The following is a 20835-nucleotide window of genomic DNA, read 5'->3' on the forward strand; positions in this document are numbered from 1 at the left end:
GCCCAGGGTCCAGTTCACCGAAGAACGCACGGTGTCGATTTCGCTGGCCAGGGTGCTGGTTTCGATGATGGTGTCACCGGCGTTGTCGACGATGTAGGTGTCGTTGCCCAGACCGCCGATCAGGGTGTCGGCACCGAGGCCACCGTCGAGGATGTTGTTGCCATCGTTGCCGGTGATGCGGTTGCCCGAACTGTTGCCGGTGCCGTTGAGATCGGCAGTGCCGGTCAGGAACAGGTTCTCGACGTTGGCGGTGAGGGTGTAGTCGATGGAGGCGAAGACCCGGTCGTAGGCGGTCGGCGAGGCATCGGTCTCGATCACCACGTCGCCGACGTTGTCGACGTAGTAGGTATCGACACCGTCGCCGCCGATCATGGTGTCTGCGCCCAGACCGCCGTTGAGGGTATTGTTGAGCGCATTTCCGAGCAGCGTGTCGTTGAATTGCGATCCTGTGGCGTTTTCGATCTTCGCCCCATAAGCAATCGCCAGCCCGTCATTGATGGCGGTATTGTTGTTGAGGTCAACGAACGCCTTGCCAATCTGACTGTAGCTGCCTTCATTCAGGTTGATGATGACGGAACCAAGCTGGTTGCTACCATCAATCGTGTCATTGCCGCCCGCATCCCAGATGGTTTCGAAAATCGACTGGTTGGCATCCCACTTGTAAACGTTGTCGCCGGTTTGCCACAGCATGTTGGCGCCATACAGGCTCTGCATCGTGATGATGTCCAGAACCATCGGCGTCGTTGGCTGATAGGAGTAGTTACTGTTGTAACTCATCACTGTGAAGTGGACGTCGTCGAGTGACGGATCGAGCAATAGCTTGTTGGTGTTGCTCGCATCGAAAGGATGTTTGAGACCCAGCGCATGACCGATTTCATGAACGAACGTCAGGTAGTCGTAGCTACCTTTGCCCGGATTCGGATCATTTGTTTGTGGCCCGATCCAGACGTCGCCCGCAGTCGGCGTGTCGGCAGGGAAATAAGCCCAGGCTGCCGTTTTGTCATCCATCAACCGGTACGCGCCAAAGCGCAGGTCGCCGACGTTGAACAGGGTATCGGTGGTCAACGTGAAATTCAGGTTGGCGACGGCGCTCCATGCATTGAGCGCGCTGGTCACCGCGGTCTTTTGACCGGCCGTCAACTCATACAGGGCGTTGTATTCATTGTCAGGGCTGTAGTTGGTGATGAAGTACGAGGTCACCGGAGCCATGAAGCTGTAACTGAGGTTGGTCGGCCCTTTAGGCGTCCAGTTGGAACCCAGCCAGAAAGTGCCGGAGATCAGACTGTCGACAATGGCATTGCCAGTCAGGGTAGCGGTGAAGGTGGGGGAATACGTCTTGGGCGTCGGCATGGGATTTCCTGAATGCGCTGCGGCCCTTCCTGAATGCGACCGCTACAAAAAAAAGCGATTTTGCACCAGATTTTGTACATTTGACATCATTGGGCCATCATTTTCCGATTGGTGGCGTCAAATTACTGACCCTGCGATCTATATCGGCCTGTGGGGTAGAATCCTTAGGGAACGCGTATTGCCGTCTGTCGAGGATTTAAATGTCTGCCCCAAGTCCTGCGCTTCTGCGCGAAACCTTCCCCGTCGGCCCCTTGCAGTGCAACTGCACGATCATCGGCGACCCGATCACCAAAAAAGCCATCGTCGTCGACCCGGGCGGCAATCCTGACCTGATCATGGCCCGGCTCGACGCCTTGGGCCTGAAAGTGGTCAGCATCATTCACACCCACGCGCACCTCGATCACTTCCTGGCCTCCGGGCAGATGAAAGAGAAGACCGGCGCCACATTGCACCTGCACAAGGACGATCAATTCCTGTGGGACAACCTGGAGATGCAATGCCAGATGTTCGGTGTGCCTTACACCCCGGTGCCGTCGCCGGATCACTGGCTGAGCGACGATGAAGAACTGGCCTGCGGCTGTGGCGTGGCGCTGCACACACCGGGGCATACGCCAGGTTCCATGAGCTTCTGGTTTTCCGAGGCTAAGCTGTTGATAGCCGGCGACACGTTGTTTCGTCGCGGAGTAGGGCGCACGGATTTGTGGGGCGGCGATCAGGCGACCATCGTGCGATCGATCAAGCAGCGGCTGTACACCCTGGATGAAGACGCGACTGTTGTGGCCGGGCATGGTCCGGATACGCGTCTGGGGGATGAAATGCGCGAGAACCCGTTTGTGCGTGCCTAAACATTTTGTCACGGGTGCCCAGTGGAATTTTTGTGCATTGTCATGATCCAACGCCCGCACGGGCCAGTTGCCAATGGCCGCTGCACCACAGAATGCAAAATGTAGGAGCACTCCATGTTCACCACGCGTCGTTTGATTATTGTCGCTACTGCCGTGGCCGTCTTGTCCGGCTGCGCCTCGCCCAACCCGTATGACAATCAGGGGCAGGCCGACGGTGGCTCCCAGGGCATGAGCAAAACCGCCAAGTACGGTGGCCTCGGTGCACTGGCCGGCGCGCTGGCCGGTGCCGCCATCGACCACAACAACCGCGGCAAGGGTGCGCTGATCGGCGCAGCCGTCGTCGGTGCTTCTGCCGCCGGTTACGGCTACTACGCCGACCAGCAGGAGAAAAAACTGCGCGCCAGCATGGCCAACACCGGGGTTGAAGTGCAGCGTCAGGGTGACCAGATCAAGCTGATCATGCCGGGCAACATCACCTTCGCCACCGATTCGGCGAACATCGCTTCCAGCTTCTATCAACCGCTGAACAACCTGGCCAACTCCCTGAAGGAGTTCAATCAGAATCAGATCGAAATCGTCGGCTACACCGACAGCACCGGCAGCCGCCAGCACAACATGGACCTGTCCCAGCGCCGTGCGCAGAGCGTGGCGACCTACCTGACTTCGCAAGGCGTCAGCGGTGCCAACCTGAGCGCCCGCGGTGCCGGCCCGGATAATCCGATCGCCAGCAACGGTGACGTCAACGGCCGGGCGCAGAACCGCCGTGTCGAGGTCAACCTCAAGGCGATCCCGGGCCAGCAGTACGGTGGTCAGCAACAACCGGGCACGGTTCAGCAGTACCCGTAACCGTCAGGTACAAAAAAGCCCCCGGACAAGTGATTGTCCGGGGGCTTTTTGTTGGCGCGAAGGCTGATTACTTCTTCAGGCCGTAATGCTCGTCAAGCATGCCCGGCGAGTTCGGGGTCTTCGGCGCGTAGTCACGCGGCGGTTCCTGATCCCGTGGTGGCGTCAGGCGTTCCCGTGGGGCCTGTGCTGCCTCGGAGTGCAGCGAGGCCAGCAGGCGTTGACGCGTCTGCTCGTCCAGGGCCAGGCGGTTGGCGCCCTCGGCGAGGTGGTCCTGCACTTCCTGATAGCTCTGGGTCAGTTTCTTGACCAGATTGGCGGTGCTGTTGAAGTGGGTCACCACTTCGTTCTGATAACTGTCGAAACGTTCCTGAATATCATCCAGTTGACGCTGCGTGCGGCTGGGTGCGGCGTTCGGCGCAACGCGAGCGATCAGGAAACCGATGGCGACACCCACAACCAGGGCAAGAGTCGGTAACAACCAAACTAAGAGCGAGTGTTCCACGAGTCCTTCCTCTATAAACGGCTTTGCTTTACGTTAACGGCTCGAACCTGCGCTGTATACCGCGATTCACTCGCAATAGACTGGCACAGACAATTTGCTAGACGAGTCGACCCGATTCGAGGTCACGGAGTTCCTTCCTTGCTGATGCGTGAAACCCCTGTAGTGATTGATGGCCCGGTGGGTCAACTTGAGAGCCTGTACCTCGATAACGAGCAGCCACGCGGCGTTGCGTTGATCTGCCACCCCAACCCGGTGCAGGGCGGCACCATGCTCAACAAGGTTGTCTCGACCCTGCAGCGCACCGCGCGCGATGCGGGCCTGATCACCTTGCGCTTCAACTACCGCGGCGTCGGTACCAGCGAAGGCTCCCATGACATGGGTACCGGTGAAGTCGATGACGCCCAGGCCGCTGCTGCATGGCTGCTGGAAAAACACCCGGATCTGCCGCTGACCCTGTTCGGTTTCTCCTTCGGTGGATTTGTTGCAGCAAGTCTCGGCGGCCGTCTCGAAGCTCGAGGCGTGCAGCTCAAGCATCTGTTCATGGTCGCGCCGGCGGTGATGCGTCTGGGCGATCAGGATCAACTGCCGCAGCAGGGTGAGCTGACTGTCATCCAGCCGGAAACCGATGAAGTGATCGATCCGCAACTGGTCTACGACTGGTCTGAAAAACTCCAGCGCCCCCATGAGCTGCTGAAAGTGGCAGAATGCGGACACTTTTTTCATGGCAAGCTGACCGATCTCAAGGATCTGATCCTGCCGCGTCTCTCGAATTGATTGCAGTCTGACAAGCGATTACCCATGACGAACCGTACCCGCATCCTCACCGGCATCACCACCACCGGCACGCCGCACCTGGGCAACTACGCCGGCGCCATCCGCCCGGCGATTCTCGCCAGTCGCGACAGCCATGCCGATTCGTTCTACTTCCTGGCCGACTATCACGCCCTGATCAAGTGCGATGACCCGCTGCGCATCCAGCGCTCGCGTCTGGAAATCGCCGCGACCTGGCTGGCCGGTGGCCTGGATGTGGATCGCGTGACGTTCTACCGTCAGTCCGATATCCCGGAAATCCCCGAGCTGACCTGGCTGCTGACCTGCGTCGCTGCCAAGGGCCTGCTCAACCGCGCCCACGCCTACAAGGCCTCGGTGGACAAGAACGTCGAGACCGGCGAAGACCCGGACGCCGGCATCACCATGGGGTTGTACAGCTATCCGGTACTGATGGCGGCGGACATTCTGATGTTCAACGCGCACAAGGTGCCGGTCGGTCGCGATCAGATCCAGCACGTGGAAATGGCCCGCGACATCGGCCAGCGTTTCAACCACCTGTTTGGCCAGGGCAAGGAATTCTTCACCATGCCCGAAGCGCTGATCGAGGAAAGCGTGGCCACGTTGCCAGGCCTGGACGGTCGCAAGATGTCCAAGAGCTACGACAACACTATCCCGCTGTTCTCCAGCGCCAAGGAAATGAAGGACGCGATCTCGCGCATCGTCACCGACTCCAAAGCTCCAGGCGAAGCCAAGGATCCAGACAACTCGCACCTGTTCACCCTGTTCCAGGCGTTCTCCACGCCAGCGCAGGCTGACGAATTCCGCAGCGAATTGCTGAGCGGTCTGGGTTGGGGCGAGGCGAAGAACCGTCTGTTCCAGTTGCTCGACAACGAGCTGGGCGAATCCCGCGAGCGTTATCACCAGTTGATCGAACGTCCGGCAGATCTGGAAGACATCCTGCAACACGGCGCCAAAAAAGCCCGTGCGGTGGCGACGCCGTTCCTCAACGAGTTGCGCGAAGCGGTTGGTCTGCGTTCGTTCGTCAATCAGGTTCAGGTCGTTGCGACCACCAAGAAGAAAGCCGTGAAAGCTGCACGTTTCGTCAGCTTCCGTGAAGACGACGGCAGCTTCCGTTTCCGTCTGCTGGCGGCCGACGGCGAGCAATTGCTGCTGTCGCGCAACTTCGCCGACGGTAAAACCGCCGGTCAGGTGACCAAGCAGCTGCAATCGGGTCAGGCGCTGGACGTACGCAGCGAAGACCTGAGCTTCAGCGTGTGGCTGGAAGGCGAGCGCGTCGGCGACAGCCCGGCGTTCGCCGACGCAGCGGCGCGGGATGCGGCCGTTGAGGCTTTGCGGATCGCTCTGACACCGGTTCAGGAATAATCAACGGGCCGGCCCGACCAAGGGCCGATTGCCATTCCCACGGGCCATCGCTACAGTGACGGCCCGTTTTTGTTGCCTTGCTAACGAATTATGACGCCCCTAGAACGATATCAAGCTGATCTGAAACGCCCGGACTTCTTCCATGACGCGGCGCAGGAAACTGCCGTGCGTCATCTGCAACGCCTGTACGACGATCTGATCGCGGCCGAGCAGAACAAGCCGGGTTTGCTGGGCAAGCTGTTTGGCAAAAAGGATCAGACGCCGGTCAAGGGCCTGTATTTTTGGGGCGGTGTGGGTCGCGGCAAGACTTACCTGGTGGACACCTTCTTCGAAGCCCTGCCATTCAAGGAAAAGACTCGTACTCACTTTCACCGCTTCATGAAGCGCGTGCACGAAGAGATGAAAACCCTCGGCGGCGAGAAAAACCCGCTGACCATCATCGCCAAGCGTTTTGCGACGGAATCGCGGGTTATCTGCTTCGATGAATTCTTCGTCTCCGACATCACCGACGCCATGATCCTCGGCACGCTGATGGAGGAGCTGTTCAAGAACGGCGTGACCCTGGTCGCCACGTCGAACATCGTGCCGGACGGCCTGTACAAGGATGGCCTGCAACGCGCGCGCTTCCTGCCGGCGATCGCGCTGATCAAGCAGAATACCGAAATCGTCAACGTCGACAGCGGCGTCGACTATCGTCTGCGCCACCTCGAACAAGCGGAGCTTTTCCACTATCCGCTGGACGAAGCGGCTCACGAAAGCCTGCGCAAGAGCTTCCGCGCGCTGACGCCGGAATGCACGGCCGCCGTGGAAAACGATGTGCTGATCATCGAGAACCGCGAAATCCGCGCTCTGCGCACTTGCGACGACGTGGCCTGGTTCGACTTCCGCGAACTGTGCGACGGCCCGCGCAGCCAGAACGATTACATCGAACTGGGCAAGATCTTCCACGCCGTGCTACTCAGTGGCGTGGAGCAGATGAGTGTCACCACCGACGACATCGCCCGACGCTTCATCAACATGGTCGACGAGTTCTACGACCGTAACGTCAAACTGATCATTTCTGCCGAAGTCGAGTTGAAAGACCTGTACACCGGCGGACGTCTGACGTTCGAGTTCCAGCGTACCCTCAGCCGCCTGCTGGAGATGCAATCCCACGAATTCCTGTCCCGGGCACACAAGCCTTAAGCGGATTCGGCAAACAAAAAGGGCCTGCAGATGCAGGCCCTTTTTTGTGTCTGGTCGGATCGTCAGGCAGCTTGCTGGAACTGCTGCCGGTACTGGTTCGGCGACAGTTCGGTGTGCTGGCGGAACAGCCGTGCGAAGAAGCTCGCATCGTCGTAGCCGACTTCGTAGCTGATGGTCTTGATGCTCTTGCGACTGCCGGAGAGCAAGCCCTTGGCAGTCTCGATGCGCAGCCGTTGCAGATAGTGCAGCGGCTTGTCGCCGGTGGCCGTCTGGAAGCGGCGCATGAAGTTGCGGATGCTCATGCCGTGCTCGCGGGCCACGTCTTCGAAGCGGAACTTGTCGGCGAAATGCTCTTCGAGCCAGTGCTGAATCTGCAGGATGATCACGTCCTGGTGCAGCTTCTGGCCGCCGAAGCCGATGCGTCCCGGGGCGTAGCTGCGCTGCACTTCATAGAGAATGTCGCGGGCCACCGCCTGGGCCACGTTGGCGCCGCAGAAGCGTTCGATCAGATAAATGTAGAGATCGCAGGCGGAGGTGGTACCGCCGGCGCAATACAGGTTGTCGGCGTCGGTCAGGTGCTTGTCCTGATTGAGATAGACCTGCGGAAAACGCTCGGCGAAGGCATTGAAGAAGCGCCAGTAGGTGGTCGCTTCCTTGCCGTTGAGCAATCCGGCCTCGGCGAGCCAGAACACCCCGGTGGCCTCGCCGCAGAGCACGGCGCCCCGGGCATGCTGTTCGCGTAGCCACGGCAGGATCTGTGGATAACGCTGGCACAGCGTATCGAAATCGTCCCAGAAGGCCGGGAGGATGATGACGTCGGCGTTTTCCAGGCCGCCGTCCACCGGCATGATCACGTCACTGAAGCTGTTCACCGGTTTGCCGTCGGGGCTGACCAGGCGGGTTTCGAACGCCGGAGTCAGGCCGTGGCCCAGTTGTTTGCCGTAACGCAGGCTGGCCAGATGGAAGAAATCCTTGGCTTGCATGAGGGTGGAAGCGAAAACCCGGTCGATCGCCAGGATGCTGACGCGCCGCAAGGGCGTGGAGACTTGCTTGGACATAATTCAACTTTTGTTTTTATAAGGGAAAGTGGTCACCAGACGGCTGGATCGTCTTATTTTTTGTCGGATGTGTCCAGTGTCCTGTATCGGAAGCGAGGCTTAGTCTCTGAAGGTCTGATCCCTCCAACAATAAAGAAAAGGTGACGCATGATTCCCAGAACCTTGTTCAGCTCCGAGCACGAATTGTTCCGCGACAGCGTACGAACATTCCTCGAAAAAGAGGCCGTGCCGTTTCACGGGCAATGGGAAAAGCAAGGCTACATCGACCGCAAACTGTGGAACAAGGCGGGGGAGGCGGGGATGCTCTGCTCGCATTTACCGGAGGAATATGGCGGGCTGGGGGCGGACTTTCTCTACAGTGCGGTGGTCATCGAGGAAGTGGGGCGGTTGGGTCTGACCGGCATCGGTTTCTCGCTGCATTCGGACATCGTTGCACCGTACATCCTGCATTACGGCAGTGAGGCGCTGAAGCAGAAATACCTGCCGAAACTGGTCTCCGGAGAGATGGTCACCGCGATCGCCATGACCGAACCGGGCGCCGGTTCCGACCTGCAAGGGGTCAAGACCACGGCGGTGCTGGATGGCGACGACTATGTGATCAACGGTTCGAAAACTTTTATCACCAACGGCTTCCTGGCGGATCTGGTGATCGTCGTCGCCAAGACCGATCCCAAAGCTGGCGCCAAAGGCACCAGCCTGTTTCTGGTGGAGGCGAACACGCCGGGTTTCGACAAGGGCAAGCGCCTGGAGAAGGTCGGAATGAAGGCGCAGGACACGTCGGAATTGTTCTTCCAGGACGTGCGCGTACCGAAGGAAAACCTCTTGGGTCAGGCCGGGGCGGGATTTGCCTATCTGATGCAGGAACTGCCGCAGGAACGTTTGACCGTGGCGATTGGCGGTCTGGCTTCAGCCGAGGCGGCGCTGCAGTGGACGCTGGATTACACCCGCGAGCGCAAGGCGTTCGGCAAGTCGATTGCCGACTTCCAGAATACCCGCTTCAAACTGGCGGAAATGGCCACCGAGATACAGATCGGCCGGGTGTTCGTCGATCGCTGCCTGGAGCTGCACCTGCAAGGCAAGCTCGACGTGCCGACAGCGGCGATGGCGAAGTATTGGGGAACCGATCTGCAATGCAAGGTGCTCGACGAGTGCGTGCAACTGCATGGTGGCTACGGTTTCATGTGGGAATACCCGGTGGCCCGGGCCTGGGCGGATGCGCGGGTGCAGCGGATCTATGCGGGCACCAATGAAATCATGAAGGAGATCATTGCGCGGTCGCTGTAATGCAGCGTGATCGTTCCCACGCAGGTGGGAACGATCATCGTCCTGGATTACGGCGCCGGATTCGGGTGATCCTTGTGAATCGCTTCGATTCCTTCCAGCACTTCCTTCGACAGTTTCAGCTCGTAACTGGCAATGTTGCTGTCCAGTTGCTCCAGCGTCGTCGCCCCGATGATGTTGCTGGTGACGAACGGTTGCTGGTTCACAAACGCCAGGGCCATTTGCGCCGGATCCAGGCCGTGTTTACGGGCCAGTGCCACATAACGGCTGCACGCCGCTTCCGATTGCGGGTTGAAGTAGCGACTGAAGCGGCTGTAGAGGCTCAGGCGGCCTTTCGGTGGACGCGCCCCGCCTTCGTACTTGCCCGACAGGAAACCGAACGCCAGCGGCGAATAGGCGAGCAGGCCGCATTGTTCGCGGATGGCGATTTCCGCCAGACCGATCTCGAAACTGCGATTGAGCAGGTTGTACGGGTTCTGGATCGACACTGCGCGAGGCCAGCCACGGGCTTCGGCCAGGGCGAGAAAACGCATGGTGCCCCACGGGGTCTCGTTGGACAGACCGATGTGACGGATCTTGCCCGCCTTCACTTGCTCATCGAGTGCTTCGAGGGTGTCTTCAAGCGGCGTCAGGTTGGCTTCGGTCTGGTGTTTGTAGCCCAGCTGTCCGAAAAAGTTGGTGCTGCGCTCCGGCCAGTGCAACTGGTAGAGATCGATGTAGTCGGTCTGCAGGCGCTGGAGGCTGGCGTCCACGGCCTCGGTGATGTGTTGGCGGTTGTGGCGCAGGTTCTTGTCGCGGATGTAGTCGATGGTGTTGCCGGGGCCGGCGATCTTGCTGGCGAGGATCCAGTCGGCGCGATCGCCGCGGCTCTTGAAGTAATTGCCGATGTAGCGCTCGGTGGTGGCGTAGGTTTCTGCTTTCGGTGGCACCGGGTACATCTCGGCGGTGTCGAGGAAATTGATCCCGGCCTCTTTTGCCCGTTCGATCTGGGCGAAGGCTTCAGCTTCAGTGTTTTGCTCGCCCCAGGTCATGGTGCCGAGGCAGATTGCACTCACGTTAAGGTCGGTACGGCCTAGCTGGCGATAGTCCATCGGGTGCTCCTTGGGCAAAACAAGCATAAAAGCAGGTTGAAATTTTTTTCGCAATCTGCATAATTGCCGACCTCTTTCTGCAGTGGAAGTGATGCCCCGCCGCCGAAGAATCTTGCCGTTGAACGGACGCGCCGACCCGAGCCCCCGAAAGCGTCTGTATCCGGCTGCCTTTGACTTGTCAAAGTACGCACTATTCAGTAAGATCCGCCGTCTTATTTACAGGCGGCCCCTGAGGCTATAAAGAATGAAAACTTTTACTGCTAAACCGGAAACAGTAAAGCGCGACTGGTTTGTCGTCGACGCTGCTGGTCAGACCCTGGGTCGTCTGGCCACCGAAATCGCGAGCCGTCTGCGTGGCAAGCACAAGCCTGAGTACACTCCTCACGTTGACACCGGCGACTACATCGTCGTGATCAACGCCGAGCAGATCCGTGTTACCGGCGCTAAAACCACTGACAAAATGTACTACTCCCACTCCGGTTTCCCGGGCGGTATCAAGTCGATCAACTTTGAAAAACTGATCGCCAAGGCCCCTGAGCGCGTGATCGAGACCGCGGTTAAAGGCATGCTGCCTAAAAACCCACTGGGTCGCGACATGTACCGTAAGCTGAAAGTCTATGCGGGCGCTGCACACCCTCATACTGCTCAGCAGCCCCAAGAACTGAAGATTTAACGGAATAGTTCATTATGTCGGCGACTCAAAATTACGGCACTGGCCGTCGCAAGACCGCAACCGCACGCGTTTTCCTGCGTCCGGGTACTGGTAACATCTCCATCAACAACCGCTCCCTGGACACGTTCTTCGGTCGCGAAACTGCCCGCATGGTAGTTCGTCAGCCGCTGGAACTGACTGAGACTGTCGAGAAATTCGACATCTACGTCACCGTCATCGGTGGTGGTGTAAGTGGTCAGGCTGGCGCAATCCGCCACGGCATCACTCGCGCTCTGATGGACTACGACGAAACCCTGCGCAGCGCTCTGCGCAAAGCTGGCTTCGTTACCCGCGACGCCCGTGAAGTTGAACGTAAGAAAGTTGGTCTGCGTAAAGCGCGTAAGCGTCCGCAGTACTCGAAGCGTTAATTTCGCTTCCACGTTCAAAAAGAACGCCCGATTCCTCACGGAACCGGGCGTTTTTTTATGCGTGCGATTTCTTGAATAATTGCGCTGTGACAACTTGCCACATTCGTAGACCCCCTATACTACAAGGCTTGAGGGCCAGCCCTCCGGGTAATTACCTTGTCAGAATTGGGGGTTTTCATTACCATTCGGCAAAATTTTTATAAGTACATAGTTTCAATTTAGTAGACGCCTGATTTAACAGGCCACAAAGCTGATGGGAGAGGACTGAATGAGCAATGACGGCGTGAATGCAGGCCGGCGTCGCTTCTTGGTAGCAGCCACATCCGTGGTGGGTGCTGCAGGAGCGGTGGGGGCTGCGGTCCCGTTCGTGGGGTCATGGTTTCCCAGTGCCAAGGCGAAAGCCGCCGGGGCACCGGTGAAAGTGAATGTCAGCAAAATCGAGCCAGGACAGCAGATGATTGCTGAATGGCGCGGCCAGCCGGTGTTCATTGTCCGCCGTACCGAGGAAATCCTGGGGAATCTCAAAAAGATCGAAGGCCAGCTCTCCGATCCGACCTCCAAAAACTCCACGCAACCCCCTTATGTCGACCCTGAAGTGCGTTCGATCAAGCCGGAAATCCTGCTGCTGATCGGGATCTGCACTCACCTGGGTTGCTCACCGACCTTCCGTCCCGAAGTGGCACCCGCAGATCTGGGCAAAGACTGGGTAGGCGGTTATTTCTGCCCTTGCCACGGTTCTCACTACGATCTGGCTGGCCGCGTCTACAAGTCGCAACCTGCGCCTTTGAACCTGCCAGTACCCCCGCATTCCTATGAGACCGATGACCTGATTGTCATTGGCGTCGATACGGAGAAAGCGTGATGAGCAAGTTCATGGATTGGGTTGATGCGCGCTTCCCCGCCACCAAGATGTGGGAAGACCATCTCAGCAAGTATTACGCTCCAAAAAACTTCAACTTCTTCTACTTCTTCGGCTCGCTGGCGCTGCTCGTTCTGGTCAACCAGATCGTCACCGGTGTCTGGCTGACCATGAGCTACACCCCATCGGCGGAAGAGGCCTTCGCTTCCGTCGAATACATCATGCGCGACGTCGAGTACGGTTCGATCTTGCGCCTGCTGCACTCCACCGGCGCTTCGGCGTTCTTCATCGTGGTCTATCTGCACATGTTCCGTGGCCTGCTCTACGGTTCGTACCAGAAACCGCGTGAGCTGGTGTGGGTCTTCGGCATGCTGATCTATCTGGCGCTGATGGCCGAAGCCTTCATGGGGTACCTGCTGCCGTGGGGGCAGATGTCCTACTGGGGCGCCCAGGTGATCATCTCGCTGTTCGGTGCGATCCCGGTCATCGGCAACGACCTGACCCAATGGATTCGTGGTGACTACCTGATTTCCGGGATCACCCTGAACCGCTTCTTCGCCCTGCACGTGGTCGCGCTGCCGATCGTGATTCTCGGTCTGGTGGTGCTGCACATCCTGGCGTTGCACGAAGTCGGCTCGAACAACCCGGACGGCGTGGACATCAAGAAGCACAAAGACGAAAACGGTGTGCCGCTGGACGGTATCGCTTTCCACCCGTACTACACCGTGAAAGATATCGTCGGTGTGGTGGTGTTCCTGTTTATCTTCTGCTTCATTGTGTTCTTCTTCCCGGAAATGGGCGGATACTTCCTCGAAAAGCCTAACTTCGAGCAAGCCAACCCGTTCAAGACTCCTGAGCACATTGCGCCGGTCTGGTACTTCACACCGTTCTACGCGATCCTGCGTGCGGTCCCTGACAAGCTCATGGGCGTTATCGCCATGGGGGCGGCGATTGCGGTGCTGTTCGTCCTGCCGTGGCTCGACCGCAGCCCGGTCAAGTCGATGCGCTACAAAGGCTGGATGAGCAAGATCTGGCTGGTGGTGTTCTGCATTTCGTTCGTGATTCTCGGCATTCTGGGCGTTCTGGCCCCGACGCCAGGCCGTACGCTGCTGTCGCAGGTCTGCACCTTCCTGTACTTCGCTTACTTCATTCTGATGCCGTTCTACACCAGGCTCGAGAAGACCAAACCGGTTCCGGAAAGGGTGACTGGCTGATGAAAAAGTTATTTTGTGCTCTGATTTTTGCTGCTCTGCCAGTGCTGTCTTTCGCGGCCGAACACGGCGGTCCGGAACTGGAAAAGGTCGACATCGACGTTTCTGACAAGGCTGCCCTGCAGGATGGTGCCCGCACCTTCGCCAACTATTGCATGGGTTGCCACAGTGCCAAGTTCCAGCGTTACGAGCGTGTGGCCGATGACCTCGGCATTCCGCACGAACTGATGCTGGAAAAACTGGTGTTCACCGGCGCCAAGATCGGTGATCACATGAACATCGGCATGCAGCCGGCTGACGCCAAGACCTGGTTCGGTGCAGCGCCGCCGGACCTGACGCTGGTGGCTCGTGTCCGTGGCACCGACTGGCTCTACGGTTACCTCAAGTCGTTCTACGAAGATCCTGCGCGTCCGTGGGGCGTGAACAACAAGGTCTTCCCGAACGTCGGCATGCCTAACGTGCTGGTCGGCCTGCAAGGCCGGCAGGTCGTGGGTTGCAAGCAGGTACAGATCGTCGAAGACGGCAAGAAACAATATGACCCGCTGACCGGCACGCCTCTGACTCATGAAGCGTGTGATCAGTTGACCATCGTGCCGAAAACCGGAACCCTCAACGAAGAGCAGTTCGATGAGAAGGTCAAGAATCTGGTAACCTTCCTGGCTTACTCGGCTAACCCGGTTAAGCTGCAACATCAGCGCATCGGTACTTATGTCTTGCTGTACCTGGCGTTCTTCTTTGTGTTCGCCTACCTGCTCAAGCGTGAATACTGGAAAGACGTGCACTGATAACGCTTCAAGCAATTGCTGTTAATCGCGCGCGCCCAAGGGCGCCTCTGAAGCGCAACGTCTGGTTCGCCAGCCGTTGCGGGAGGCGCCCTCTGGGCGCGCGCGTTTTTCCGGCTCCGACTATTTCAACAAGCGAGGAGGATCGCCATGGGCGTGACCAATCGGTTGGCCTGTTACTCCGACCCCGCCGACCACTATTCCCACCGAGTGCGCATCGTGCTTGCAGAGAAGGGTGTCAGCGCCGAAATCATTTTTGTGGAGGCTGGTCGTCAGCCGCCTAAACTGATTGAAGTGAACCCTTACGGCAGTCTGCCCACGCTGGTCGATCGTGACCTGGCATTGTGGGAGTCGACCGTGGTGATGGAGTATCTGGATGAGCGTTACCCGCATCCGCCATTGATGCCTGTGTACCCGGTGGCGCGTGCCAACAGCCGTCTGCTGATTCATCGCATTCAGCGCGACTGGTGTGGTCTGGTGGATCTGATTCTGGATTCGCGCACCAAGGAAGCGGCTCGCGCCGTGGCGCGCAAGGAATTACGCGAAAGCCTGACGGGTGTGTCGCCGCTGTTTGCCGACAAGCCGTTTTTCCTCAGCGAGGAACAAAGTCTGGTGGATTGCTGCCTATTGCCAATACTCTGGCGTTTGCCGATTCTGGGTATAGAACTGCCGCGGCCGGCCAAGCCGCTGCTTGATTATATGGAGCGTCAGTTTGCGCGTGAGGCTTTCCAGGCGAGTCTGTCTGGTGTCGAACGCGACATGCGCTAAGGCTTAAGGAGCCGCTATGAACTCCAGTCGACCTTATCTGGTCCGCGCGCTCTACGAGTGGATTGTGGATAACGATTGCACCCCGCACATGCTGGTCAATTCCGAGTACCCGGCAGTGCAGGTGCCACAGGGATTTGCCAGTGACGGGCAGATTGTCCTGAACATTTCGCCAAGTGCCGTGCGGCATTTGCACATGGACAACGACGTGGTGACCTTCGAAGGTCGCTTCGGCGGCGTCCCGCACAGCCTGTACGTGCCGATTGCTGCAATTCTGGGGATCTATGCCCGGGAGAACGGGCAGGGCATGGTGTTCGATCTGGAGTCGCCGATGGATGACGAAGACGAGATCGAACAGGATGACGATGTTCCGCCACCGGACAGCGAGCCGCCGCGCCCAAGCGGCCGGCCAAGTCTTAAAGTGGTGAAGTAATAAAAAAGGCGATCCGGTTGGATCGCCTTTTTTATGCCTGCATTTTGCGGTCAGTCGATGTATTCGAACAGCTTCACAATCTTCTGCACGCCGGAAACGCCCTGCACCAGATTGGTCGCCTGGGCGGCTTCCTGTCTGGTCAGCAGGCCCAGCAGGTAAACGATGCCGTTCTCGGTCACGACCTTGATGCGCGAGCCGGGAATGCTGGCGTCGGTGAGCATCTGGGTCTTGATCTTGGTGGTCAGCCAGGCGTCGTTCTGGCGGGCCAGTAGCGAGGAGGGTTGCAGCACTTGCAGTTCGTTGTGGACTTTCTTCACGCGCTGAACGTTGGCGGCGGCCTGTTCGGCTTTCTCCTTGAGGTCTGCGCGCGGGGTCTGGCCGGCCAGTAGCACGACGCCGTTGAAGCTGGTGACGACGATGTGCGAGTCGTTGTCGAGGGCTGGATCGGCCTTGGCCACGTTAACGCCAACTTTGGTTTCGATCAGCGAGTCATCGATCTTGCTGCCGAAAGTGCGGGTGCCGCGGTCGTCTTCGATCGGCGCTTCACGGCTGGCATTCACCACCGAGGTGCAGCCGCTGATACCGAGGCACAGGGTCAAGGCCAGAAGGCCAAGGCGATTAGGGGTCATTCTTCACTCCCGAACAGTTGGCTGTCGATCAGATCGCAAAGGCAATGGATCGCCAGCAAGTGGACTTCCTGAATACGTGCGGTGACGTTGGCCGGTACGCGAATCTCGACGTCTTCGGGCAGCAGTAGCGAAGCCATGCCGCCGCCATCGCGTCCGGTCAATGCTACGACAATCATTTCGCGATCATGTGCGGCCTGGATCGCCTGAATAATGTTCGCCGAGTTGCCGCTGGTCGAAATCGCCAGCAACACGTCCCCCGGCTGGCCGAGTGCGCGGATCTGCTTGGAGAACACTTCGTTGTAGCTGTAGTCGTTGGCGATCGAAGTGATGGTCGAACTGTCGGTGGTCAGCGCGATCGCCGGCAGGCTGGGGCGCTCGCGCTCGAAACGGTTGAGCAGTTCCGAGGAGAAGTGCTGGGCATCGCCAGCCGAGCCGCCGTTGCCGCACGAGAGCATTTTCCCCTCGTTGAGCAGGGCGTTGACCATCACCTGGCTGGCTTGCTCGATGTGCGGTGCAAGTACGTCCATCGCCTGTTGCTTGGTGTCGATGCTGGCCTGGAAAAGCTGGCGAATTCGGGATTGCATGTCCATCTGTGTGACCTTAATTAGCGCGGCTGTCCGGCACGTGAATGTGCAGCCCGCAAAGCAAAGAGCAAAAATATTGAGTGAAAGTGTCCGGGGCGGAGCAGGCGGTCAACTGTCGAACGCATTCTGCAACCAGTTCAGCTGACCTTGGTGGCTGTCGATGGCCACCACGTCGAAGCGGCAGGGGGAATTGGCCCAACGCGACTCGCGCTGAAGAAAATACTGTGCGGCGAAAATCAGTTTCTGCCGTTTGCGCCCATCGATGCTGTCGAGTGCGCCACCCCATTGAGTGTTCTTTCGGTAACGGACTTCGACGAATACTACTGTATCGCCATCAAGCATGACCAGATCAAGCTCACCGCGTTTGCATAACCAGTTCTGCGCCAGCAGGCGCAGACCCTGGTGTTGCAGATGCTCGAGCGCCTGGCGCTCGGCATCCTTGCCGCTTTGCAGGTGTGAGCTGTCGGGCATCAGCGTGGAGTGTCCGGCAGGCGCTGGATCTGACCGCTGACGAACTGTGCCCATGGCAACTGACGCACAACGCGCTGGGACTGGGTCATGCTCAGGCTGCCCGATTGACCTTCGATGCGGCTGTCCGGCAGTGCCTTCAATTGATCCAGGCGGGGTGCCAGGCGATAGGCGTCGACGCCCATTGCATACAGGCGACCCAGGCTGCCGGCGGCTTGCGGCCATTGCGCGGTGACCTGCTGACGCAGTGGATCGCTGGTTTCCAGCAGCCACGGAGTTTCACAGAAGCGCACACCGTTCATGTCGTTGTACTGGTTGATGTCACCGCTGGCGCTGAATACGTGGGAGGTCGCGTAGACCGGCACGTCACCGGCGTACTGGAAGTTCAGGGTCGGCTTGATCTGCTGTGCCTGTTGCGGTGTGGCGGCGAGAAAGATGAATTCGATGTCCTGGCGACGCGAAGGCTGGGCCGCAACGTTGGTGCCGACGGCATTCTGCAGGCTCTTGGCGCGGGCTTCGCTCTGACGCAGCTGGAACATGTCGGCGATCTGCTGGGCCAGTTGCACCGGTTGATCGACACGCTCGGTGGCGACGATGCTGCCGCCGTTGGCTTGCCAGTCCTGGCTGAAGGCGCGCAGCACACGGTCGCCCCATTCGCCTTTCGGCACCATGACGGCGGCGCGGTGCAGGCCGTCGGCGCGGGCGCGGCGGGAGACTTCGCGGGCCTCGTCTTCAGCGGCCAGACCGAACTGGAACAGCTGTGCCGGGCCTTGATCGCCTTCGCTGTAGTTCAGGGCGAGGGTGGTAATCGGCAGTTGCGGACGAGTGCTCAACTGTTTGACCAGCGGCTTTTCCAGCGGGCCGACGACCAGTTGCACGCCTTCGGCCTGGGCCTTGCGGTAGAACTCGTCAAGGTTGGTCAGTTTCGAGCTGTCATAGAACTCGATGGCCGGTGGTTTCTGGCCGGCTTGCTGAGCCTGATAGTGCGCGGCCATGAAACCGTCACGCAGGGCCCTGCCGACCGAGGCCAACTGGCCGTCCTGCGGCAGCAGCAGGGCGATCTTGCTCAGGGGCTGGCTGGCCAGTTCCTTGAGTTTGGTCAGAGGCAGCGGCAGATTGATCGCGGCCGGGTGCTTCGAATGCTGGTTGCGCCAGTTGTCGATGGCTGCTTGCTGCTGTTCCAGTGTTCCGGCGGTTTTTACCGCCAGGGCCAGGCTCATCCAGCCGCCGAGGTCATCGGTGGTGTTCGCTTGCAGCTGATCGGCCGGCAGCGACGCAATCAGGGTCCAGATCGCTTCGTGGTTCTTGCTGGCGGCTTCGCCTTCCAGCATCGGCGCGATGAAGATGCGCTCGCGGGCGGCCGCCAGGGTTTGGCCGTCGGCTTCAAGGGCGCGGGCGTGAACGGTGCCGGCGCGAACTTGCAGCGGTACCGACATTTCGCTCAGTCGTTGCAGGCTTGGATGGCTCAAGGCAGTCAGCGCGGCTTTCGGCTGGTTGCGGGTCATGGCCAGTTCAGCAGACAGCGTGCTGGCGAATGCCTGCTGGCCTGGCTGGAGTTGTTCCATCGGCACCTGTTGCAGGATTTGCGCGGACTGTCCGGCATTGCCCTGGCGGTAAGCCATGTCTGCCGCACTCAGGCGCAGCAGCGCAGCCTTGTCCGGCGACTTGGCCTGAGTGGCCTGTTCGAGCAGTTGCTCGATGGTGGCATCCGGGGTCCGTGGAAGTTCGCCAAGGCTGGAAGAAGGGGAGCTGGCGCAGGCCGCCAGCAAGGCAGCGAGGCAGAGGGCAGTGAACAGCCGCAGGCAAGCGATCATGTAAGTGTTCCTGATACTCGATCAAATTAGCGTCGAATTGTACCCAAGCACTGGCCGGGGCGCGATGTTACTGGCGTGAAACCGTCAATTTAGCTGATACAAAGAGTGCGCAGCCTCACAATGGTGCGACAAACCTTGTCAGGCCCGGACGCTTCGTCCGGCGCGCGACGCGCTACAATGGCGGCTTTTACCGATCATGAGGTGTGCGCTTTGACTGCTCCAGGTCCTTTGAATTCCGCTGCGGGCTCGCTTTATGTGGTGGCGACGCCCATTGGCAACCTGGATGACATCAGCGCCCGGGCGTTGAAGATTCTGCGCGAGGTGGCGCTGATCGCCGCCGAAGATACGCGCCATTCCCAGCGCCTGATGCAGCATTTCGGCATTGCCACGCCGCTGGCAGCCTGTCATGAGCACAACGAGCGGGACGAAGGCAGTCGATTCATCACCCGTCTTCTGGCAGGTGACAACGTCGCGCTGATTTCCGACGCCGGTACGCCGCTGATTTCCGATCCCGGTTATCACCTGGTGCGTCAGGCGCGTGCTGCGGGGATCAATGTGGTGCCGGTACCAGGTGCGTGCGCGTTGATCGCGGCGTTGTCGGCTGCCGGTCTGCCGTCCGACCGCTTTATCTTCGAGGGTTTTCTGCCTGCGAAGGCGGTGGGGCGCAAGGCGCGTCTGGAGGCGATCAAGGAAGAACCGCGAACGCTGATTTTCTACGAGGCGCCGCATCGCATTCTGGAATGCCTGCAGGATATGGAGGTGGTGTTCGGCGCTGATCGTCCTGCATTGCTCGCTCGTGAAATCACCAAGACCTTTGAAACACTCAAGGGATTGCCGCTGAGCGAGTTGCGGGCATTCGTCGAGGCCGACAGCAATCAGCAGCGTGGCGAATGCGTTGTGGTGGTGGCGGGCTGGACCGCGCCGGAATCCGAAGACGCCGTCAGCAGCGAGGCGATCCGCATCCTCAATCTGTTGCTGGAAGAGATGCCGCTCAAGCGCGCGGCGGCTCTGGCGGCGCAAATCACCGGCGAGCGCAAAAACGTGCTGTATCAGGTGGCGCTGGAGCAGCAAAAAGACGCGTAACCCGTCGCGCAGACCGGCTTGCGGGCTATTAGCGCTTGTTCTTCGGCCGCTCTGCCGTTAACCTGCGCGGCGGAGAGTCGATCGGACAGTCGCTGCCCTCTATGAAAATTAGGGGGGGGAGGAAAGTCCGGGCTCCATAGGGCGAAGTGCCAGGTAATGCCTGGGAGGCGTGAGCCTACGGAAAGTGCCACAGAAAATAACCGCCTAAGCGCTTCGGCGCCGGTAAGGGTGAAAAGGTGCGGTAAGAGCGCACCGCACGTCTGGCAACAGTTCGTGGCTAGGTAAACCCCACTTGGAGCAAGACCAAATAGGGTCCCAAGGCGTGGCCCGCGCTGGGACCGGGTAGGTTGCTAAAGATGTCCAGTGATGGCCATCGTAGACGAATGACTGTTCAAGACAGAACCCGGCTTACAGATCGACTCTCCACCTTTTTCTTTTCCCTGCTTGAATTTAAGGCGACAGGGCTGTTTATTATCAGCAGGCCTGCGCTGGAAACCCGGCAGCGGCAAACGCAGTAATAGCCATTTCCCACCTTGCTTCAATCAACAGCAGAAGCGCTTTTGTAATACCGAAAAAATCTTACTCTTAACAAATTACTTTAACTTTCGAGCGCAGCTTTCAGTGCTGTCTCAAGTTATTGGATAAAAGCATCCGCCAGATTCTCGTTGCTCCTCCTTTTATGCTCCTAAATCTCCGTTCTGTAAGGGTTTTCCTTTAATCCGCGCCTTGACGGTGTGGTGGGCGCATTCCTATAGTGTGCGCAAGTGGCGGAAAGTGGCATGAAGTGGGTTTTTTGAGCTCAAAACGATAAAAAT

At 59.0% G+C, this 20835-nt stretch carries 22 protein-coding genes and 1 other RNA gene; 15 read left to right on the forward strand and 8 right to left on the reverse strand.

Features of this window, described 5'->3' with window-relative positions; translation table 11 throughout:
- A partial coding sequence (locus ACKJSM_RS00005; protein ID WP_410236344.1) for a M10 family metallopeptidase C-terminal domain-containing protein occupies window positions 1-1350 on the reverse strand: 1350 nt, incomplete at its 3' end.
- 200 nt (window positions 1351-1550) lie between these two features.
- On the opposite strand from ACKJSM_RS00005, the gene ACKJSM_RS00010 reads away from it, so the two are divergent.
- Together ACKJSM_RS00010 and ACKJSM_RS00015 are read left to right on the forward strand one after the other, a co-directional pair.
- Window positions 1551-2195 (forward strand): MBL fold metallo-hydrolase, encoded by a 645-nt coding sequence (locus tag ACKJSM_RS00010; protein ID WP_410236345.1) that lies wholly within the window; start codon window positions 1551-1553, stop codon window positions 2193-2195.
- A 114-nt stretch (window positions 2196-2309) separates the two neighbouring features.
- Window positions 2310-3041 (forward strand): OmpA family lipoprotein, encoded by a 732-nt coding sequence (locus ACKJSM_RS00015; protein WP_007956806.1) that lies wholly within the window; start codon window positions 2310-2312, stop codon window positions 3039-3041.
- A 67-nt stretch (window positions 3042-3108) separates the two neighbouring features.
- Here the strand turns inward: ACKJSM_RS00015 and ACKJSM_RS00020 are convergent, their stop codons facing one another.
- Entirely contained in the window at window positions 3109-3543 is a 435-nt protein-coding gene (locus tag ACKJSM_RS00020; RefSeq protein ID WP_039766275.1) for a YhcB family protein, read from the reverse strand.
- 144 nt (window positions 3544-3687) lie between these two features.
- Here ACKJSM_RS00020 and ACKJSM_RS00025 point away from each other — a divergent pair, with 144 nt between their 5' ends.
- From ACKJSM_RS00025 to zapE, 3 genes are all read left to right on the forward strand, one after another.
- Complete coding sequence (locus ACKJSM_RS00025) at window positions 3688-4317, forward strand: alpha/beta hydrolase (protein WP_410236546.1); 630 nt, start codon at window positions 3688-3690, stop codon at window positions 4315-4317.
- Window positions 4318-4341: 24 nt separating this feature from the next.
- Entirely contained in the window at window positions 4342-5697 is a 1356-nt protein-coding gene (locus tag ACKJSM_RS00030) for a tryptophan--tRNA ligase (RefSeq protein WP_236182983.1), read from the forward strand.
- Between the two features lie 90 nt (window positions 5698-5787).
- Window positions 5788-6882 (forward strand): cell division protein ZapE, encoded by a 1095-nt coding sequence (gene zapE / locus ACKJSM_RS00035; protein WP_011335877.1) that lies wholly within the window; start codon window positions 5788-5790, stop codon window positions 6880-6882.
- A 62-nt stretch (window positions 6883-6944) separates the two neighbouring features.
- Here zapE and ACKJSM_RS00040 read toward each other — a convergent pair whose 3' ends face one another.
- A complete protein-coding gene (locus tag ACKJSM_RS00040) occupies window positions 6945-7841 on the reverse strand; it encodes a GlxA family transcriptional regulator (protein ID WP_170844884.1) in 897 nt (298 codons plus the stop codon).
- A 246-nt stretch (window positions 7842-8087) separates the two neighbouring features.
- On the opposite strand from ACKJSM_RS00040, the gene ACKJSM_RS00045 reads away from it, so the two are divergent.
- Entirely contained in the window at window positions 8088-9224 is a 1137-nt protein-coding gene (locus ACKJSM_RS00045; RefSeq protein ID WP_221398075.1) for an acyl-CoA dehydrogenase family protein, read from the forward strand.
- A 47-nt stretch (window positions 9225-9271) separates the two neighbouring features.
- Here the strand turns inward: ACKJSM_RS00045 and ACKJSM_RS00050 are convergent, their stop codons facing one another.
- Window positions 9272-10312: an NADP(H)-dependent aldo-keto reductase gene (locus tag ACKJSM_RS00050; RefSeq protein ID WP_410236346.1), complete on the reverse strand. Its 1041-nt coding sequence runs from the start codon at window positions 10310-10312 to the stop codon at window positions 9272-9274.
- Between the two features lie 244 nt (window positions 10313-10556).
- Here ACKJSM_RS00050 and rplM point away from each other — a divergent pair, with 244 nt between their 5' ends.
- From rplM to ACKJSM_RS00085, 7 genes are all read left to right on the forward strand, one after another.
- Window positions 10557-10985: a 50S ribosomal protein L13 gene (gene rplM, locus ACKJSM_RS00055; RefSeq protein ID WP_003228062.1), complete on the forward strand. Its 429-nt coding sequence runs from the start codon at window positions 10557-10559 to the stop codon at window positions 10983-10985.
- Window positions 10986-10999: 14 nt separating this feature from the next.
- Entirely contained in the window at window positions 11000-11392 is a 393-nt protein-coding gene (gene rpsI, locus ACKJSM_RS00060) for a 30S ribosomal protein S9 (protein WP_007956794.1), read from the forward strand.
- 268 nt (window positions 11393-11660) lie between these two features.
- Window positions 11661-12254, forward strand: coding sequence for a ubiquinol-cytochrome c reductase iron-sulfur subunit (gene petA, locus ACKJSM_RS00065; protein ID WP_236182786.1), 594 nt, complete (start codon window positions 11661-11663; stop codon window positions 12252-12254).
- A complete protein-coding gene (locus tag ACKJSM_RS00070; RefSeq protein WP_085684715.1) occupies window positions 12254-13465 on the forward strand; it encodes a cytochrome b in 1212 nt (403 codons plus the stop codon). Before petA ends, ACKJSM_RS00070 begins: the two co-directional genes overlap by 1 nt.
- Window positions 13465-14247: a cytochrome c1 gene (locus ACKJSM_RS00075; RefSeq protein WP_236182785.1), complete on the forward strand. Its 783-nt coding sequence runs from the start codon at window positions 13465-13467 to the stop codon at window positions 14245-14247. The genes ACKJSM_RS00070 and ACKJSM_RS00075 overlap by 1 nt, the downstream gene beginning before the upstream one ends.
- Window positions 14248-14394: 147 nt before the next feature.
- Complete coding sequence (locus ACKJSM_RS00080) at window positions 14395-15012, forward strand: glutathione S-transferase N-terminal domain-containing protein (RefSeq protein ID WP_011335872.1); 618 nt, start codon at window positions 14395-14397, stop codon at window positions 15010-15012.
- 16 nt (window positions 15013-15028) lie between these two features.
- Window positions 15029-15442, forward strand: coding sequence for a ClpXP protease specificity-enhancing factor (locus ACKJSM_RS00085; protein ID WP_007956787.1), 414 nt, complete (start codon window positions 15029-15031; stop codon window positions 15440-15442).
- Window positions 15443-15492: 50 nt separating this feature from the next.
- Here ACKJSM_RS00085 and ACKJSM_RS00090 read toward each other — a convergent pair whose 3' ends face one another.
- From ACKJSM_RS00090 to ACKJSM_RS00105, 4 genes are all read right to left on the reverse strand, one after another.
- Window positions 15493-16071, reverse strand: a complete 579-nt coding sequence (locus ACKJSM_RS00090; protein ID WP_236182784.1) for a BON domain-containing protein — start codon at window positions 16069-16071, stop codon at window positions 15493-15495.
- Entirely contained in the window at window positions 16068-16661 is a 594-nt protein-coding gene (locus ACKJSM_RS00095) for a phosphoheptose isomerase (RefSeq protein WP_007928463.1), read from the reverse strand. Before ACKJSM_RS00095 ends, ACKJSM_RS00090 begins: the two co-directional genes overlap by 4 nt.
- Before the next feature lie 102 nt (window positions 16662-16763).
- Entirely contained in the window at window positions 16764-17126 is a 363-nt protein-coding gene (locus ACKJSM_RS00100; RefSeq protein WP_236182783.1) for a YraN family protein, read from the reverse strand.
- Window positions 17126-18937, reverse strand: a complete 1812-nt coding sequence (locus ACKJSM_RS00105; RefSeq protein WP_236182782.1) for a penicillin-binding protein activator — start codon at window positions 18935-18937, stop codon at window positions 17126-17128. Before ACKJSM_RS00105 ends, ACKJSM_RS00100 begins: the two co-directional genes overlap by 1 nt.
- A gap of 177 nt (window positions 18938-19114) precedes the next feature.
- Between ACKJSM_RS00105 and rsmI the strand changes: the two genes are divergently transcribed.
- A complete protein-coding gene (rsmI, locus tag ACKJSM_RS00110; protein ID WP_410236347.1) occupies window positions 19115-20020 on the forward strand; it encodes a 16S rRNA (cytidine(1402)-2'-O)-methyltransferase in 906 nt (301 codons plus the stop codon).
- Window positions 20021-20093: 73 nt separating this feature from the next.
- An RNA gene (gene rnpB, locus ACKJSM_RS00115) (RNase P RNA component class A) lies at window positions 20094-20447 on the forward strand.
- The last annotated feature ends 388 nt before the right edge of the window (window positions 20448-20835 follow it).

It is taken from the genome of Pseudomonas sp. PHC1, assembly GCF_046487845.1.
Lineage (GTDB): Bacteria > Pseudomonadota > Gammaproteobacteria > Pseudomonadales > Pseudomonadaceae > Aquipseudomonas > Aquipseudomonas sputi.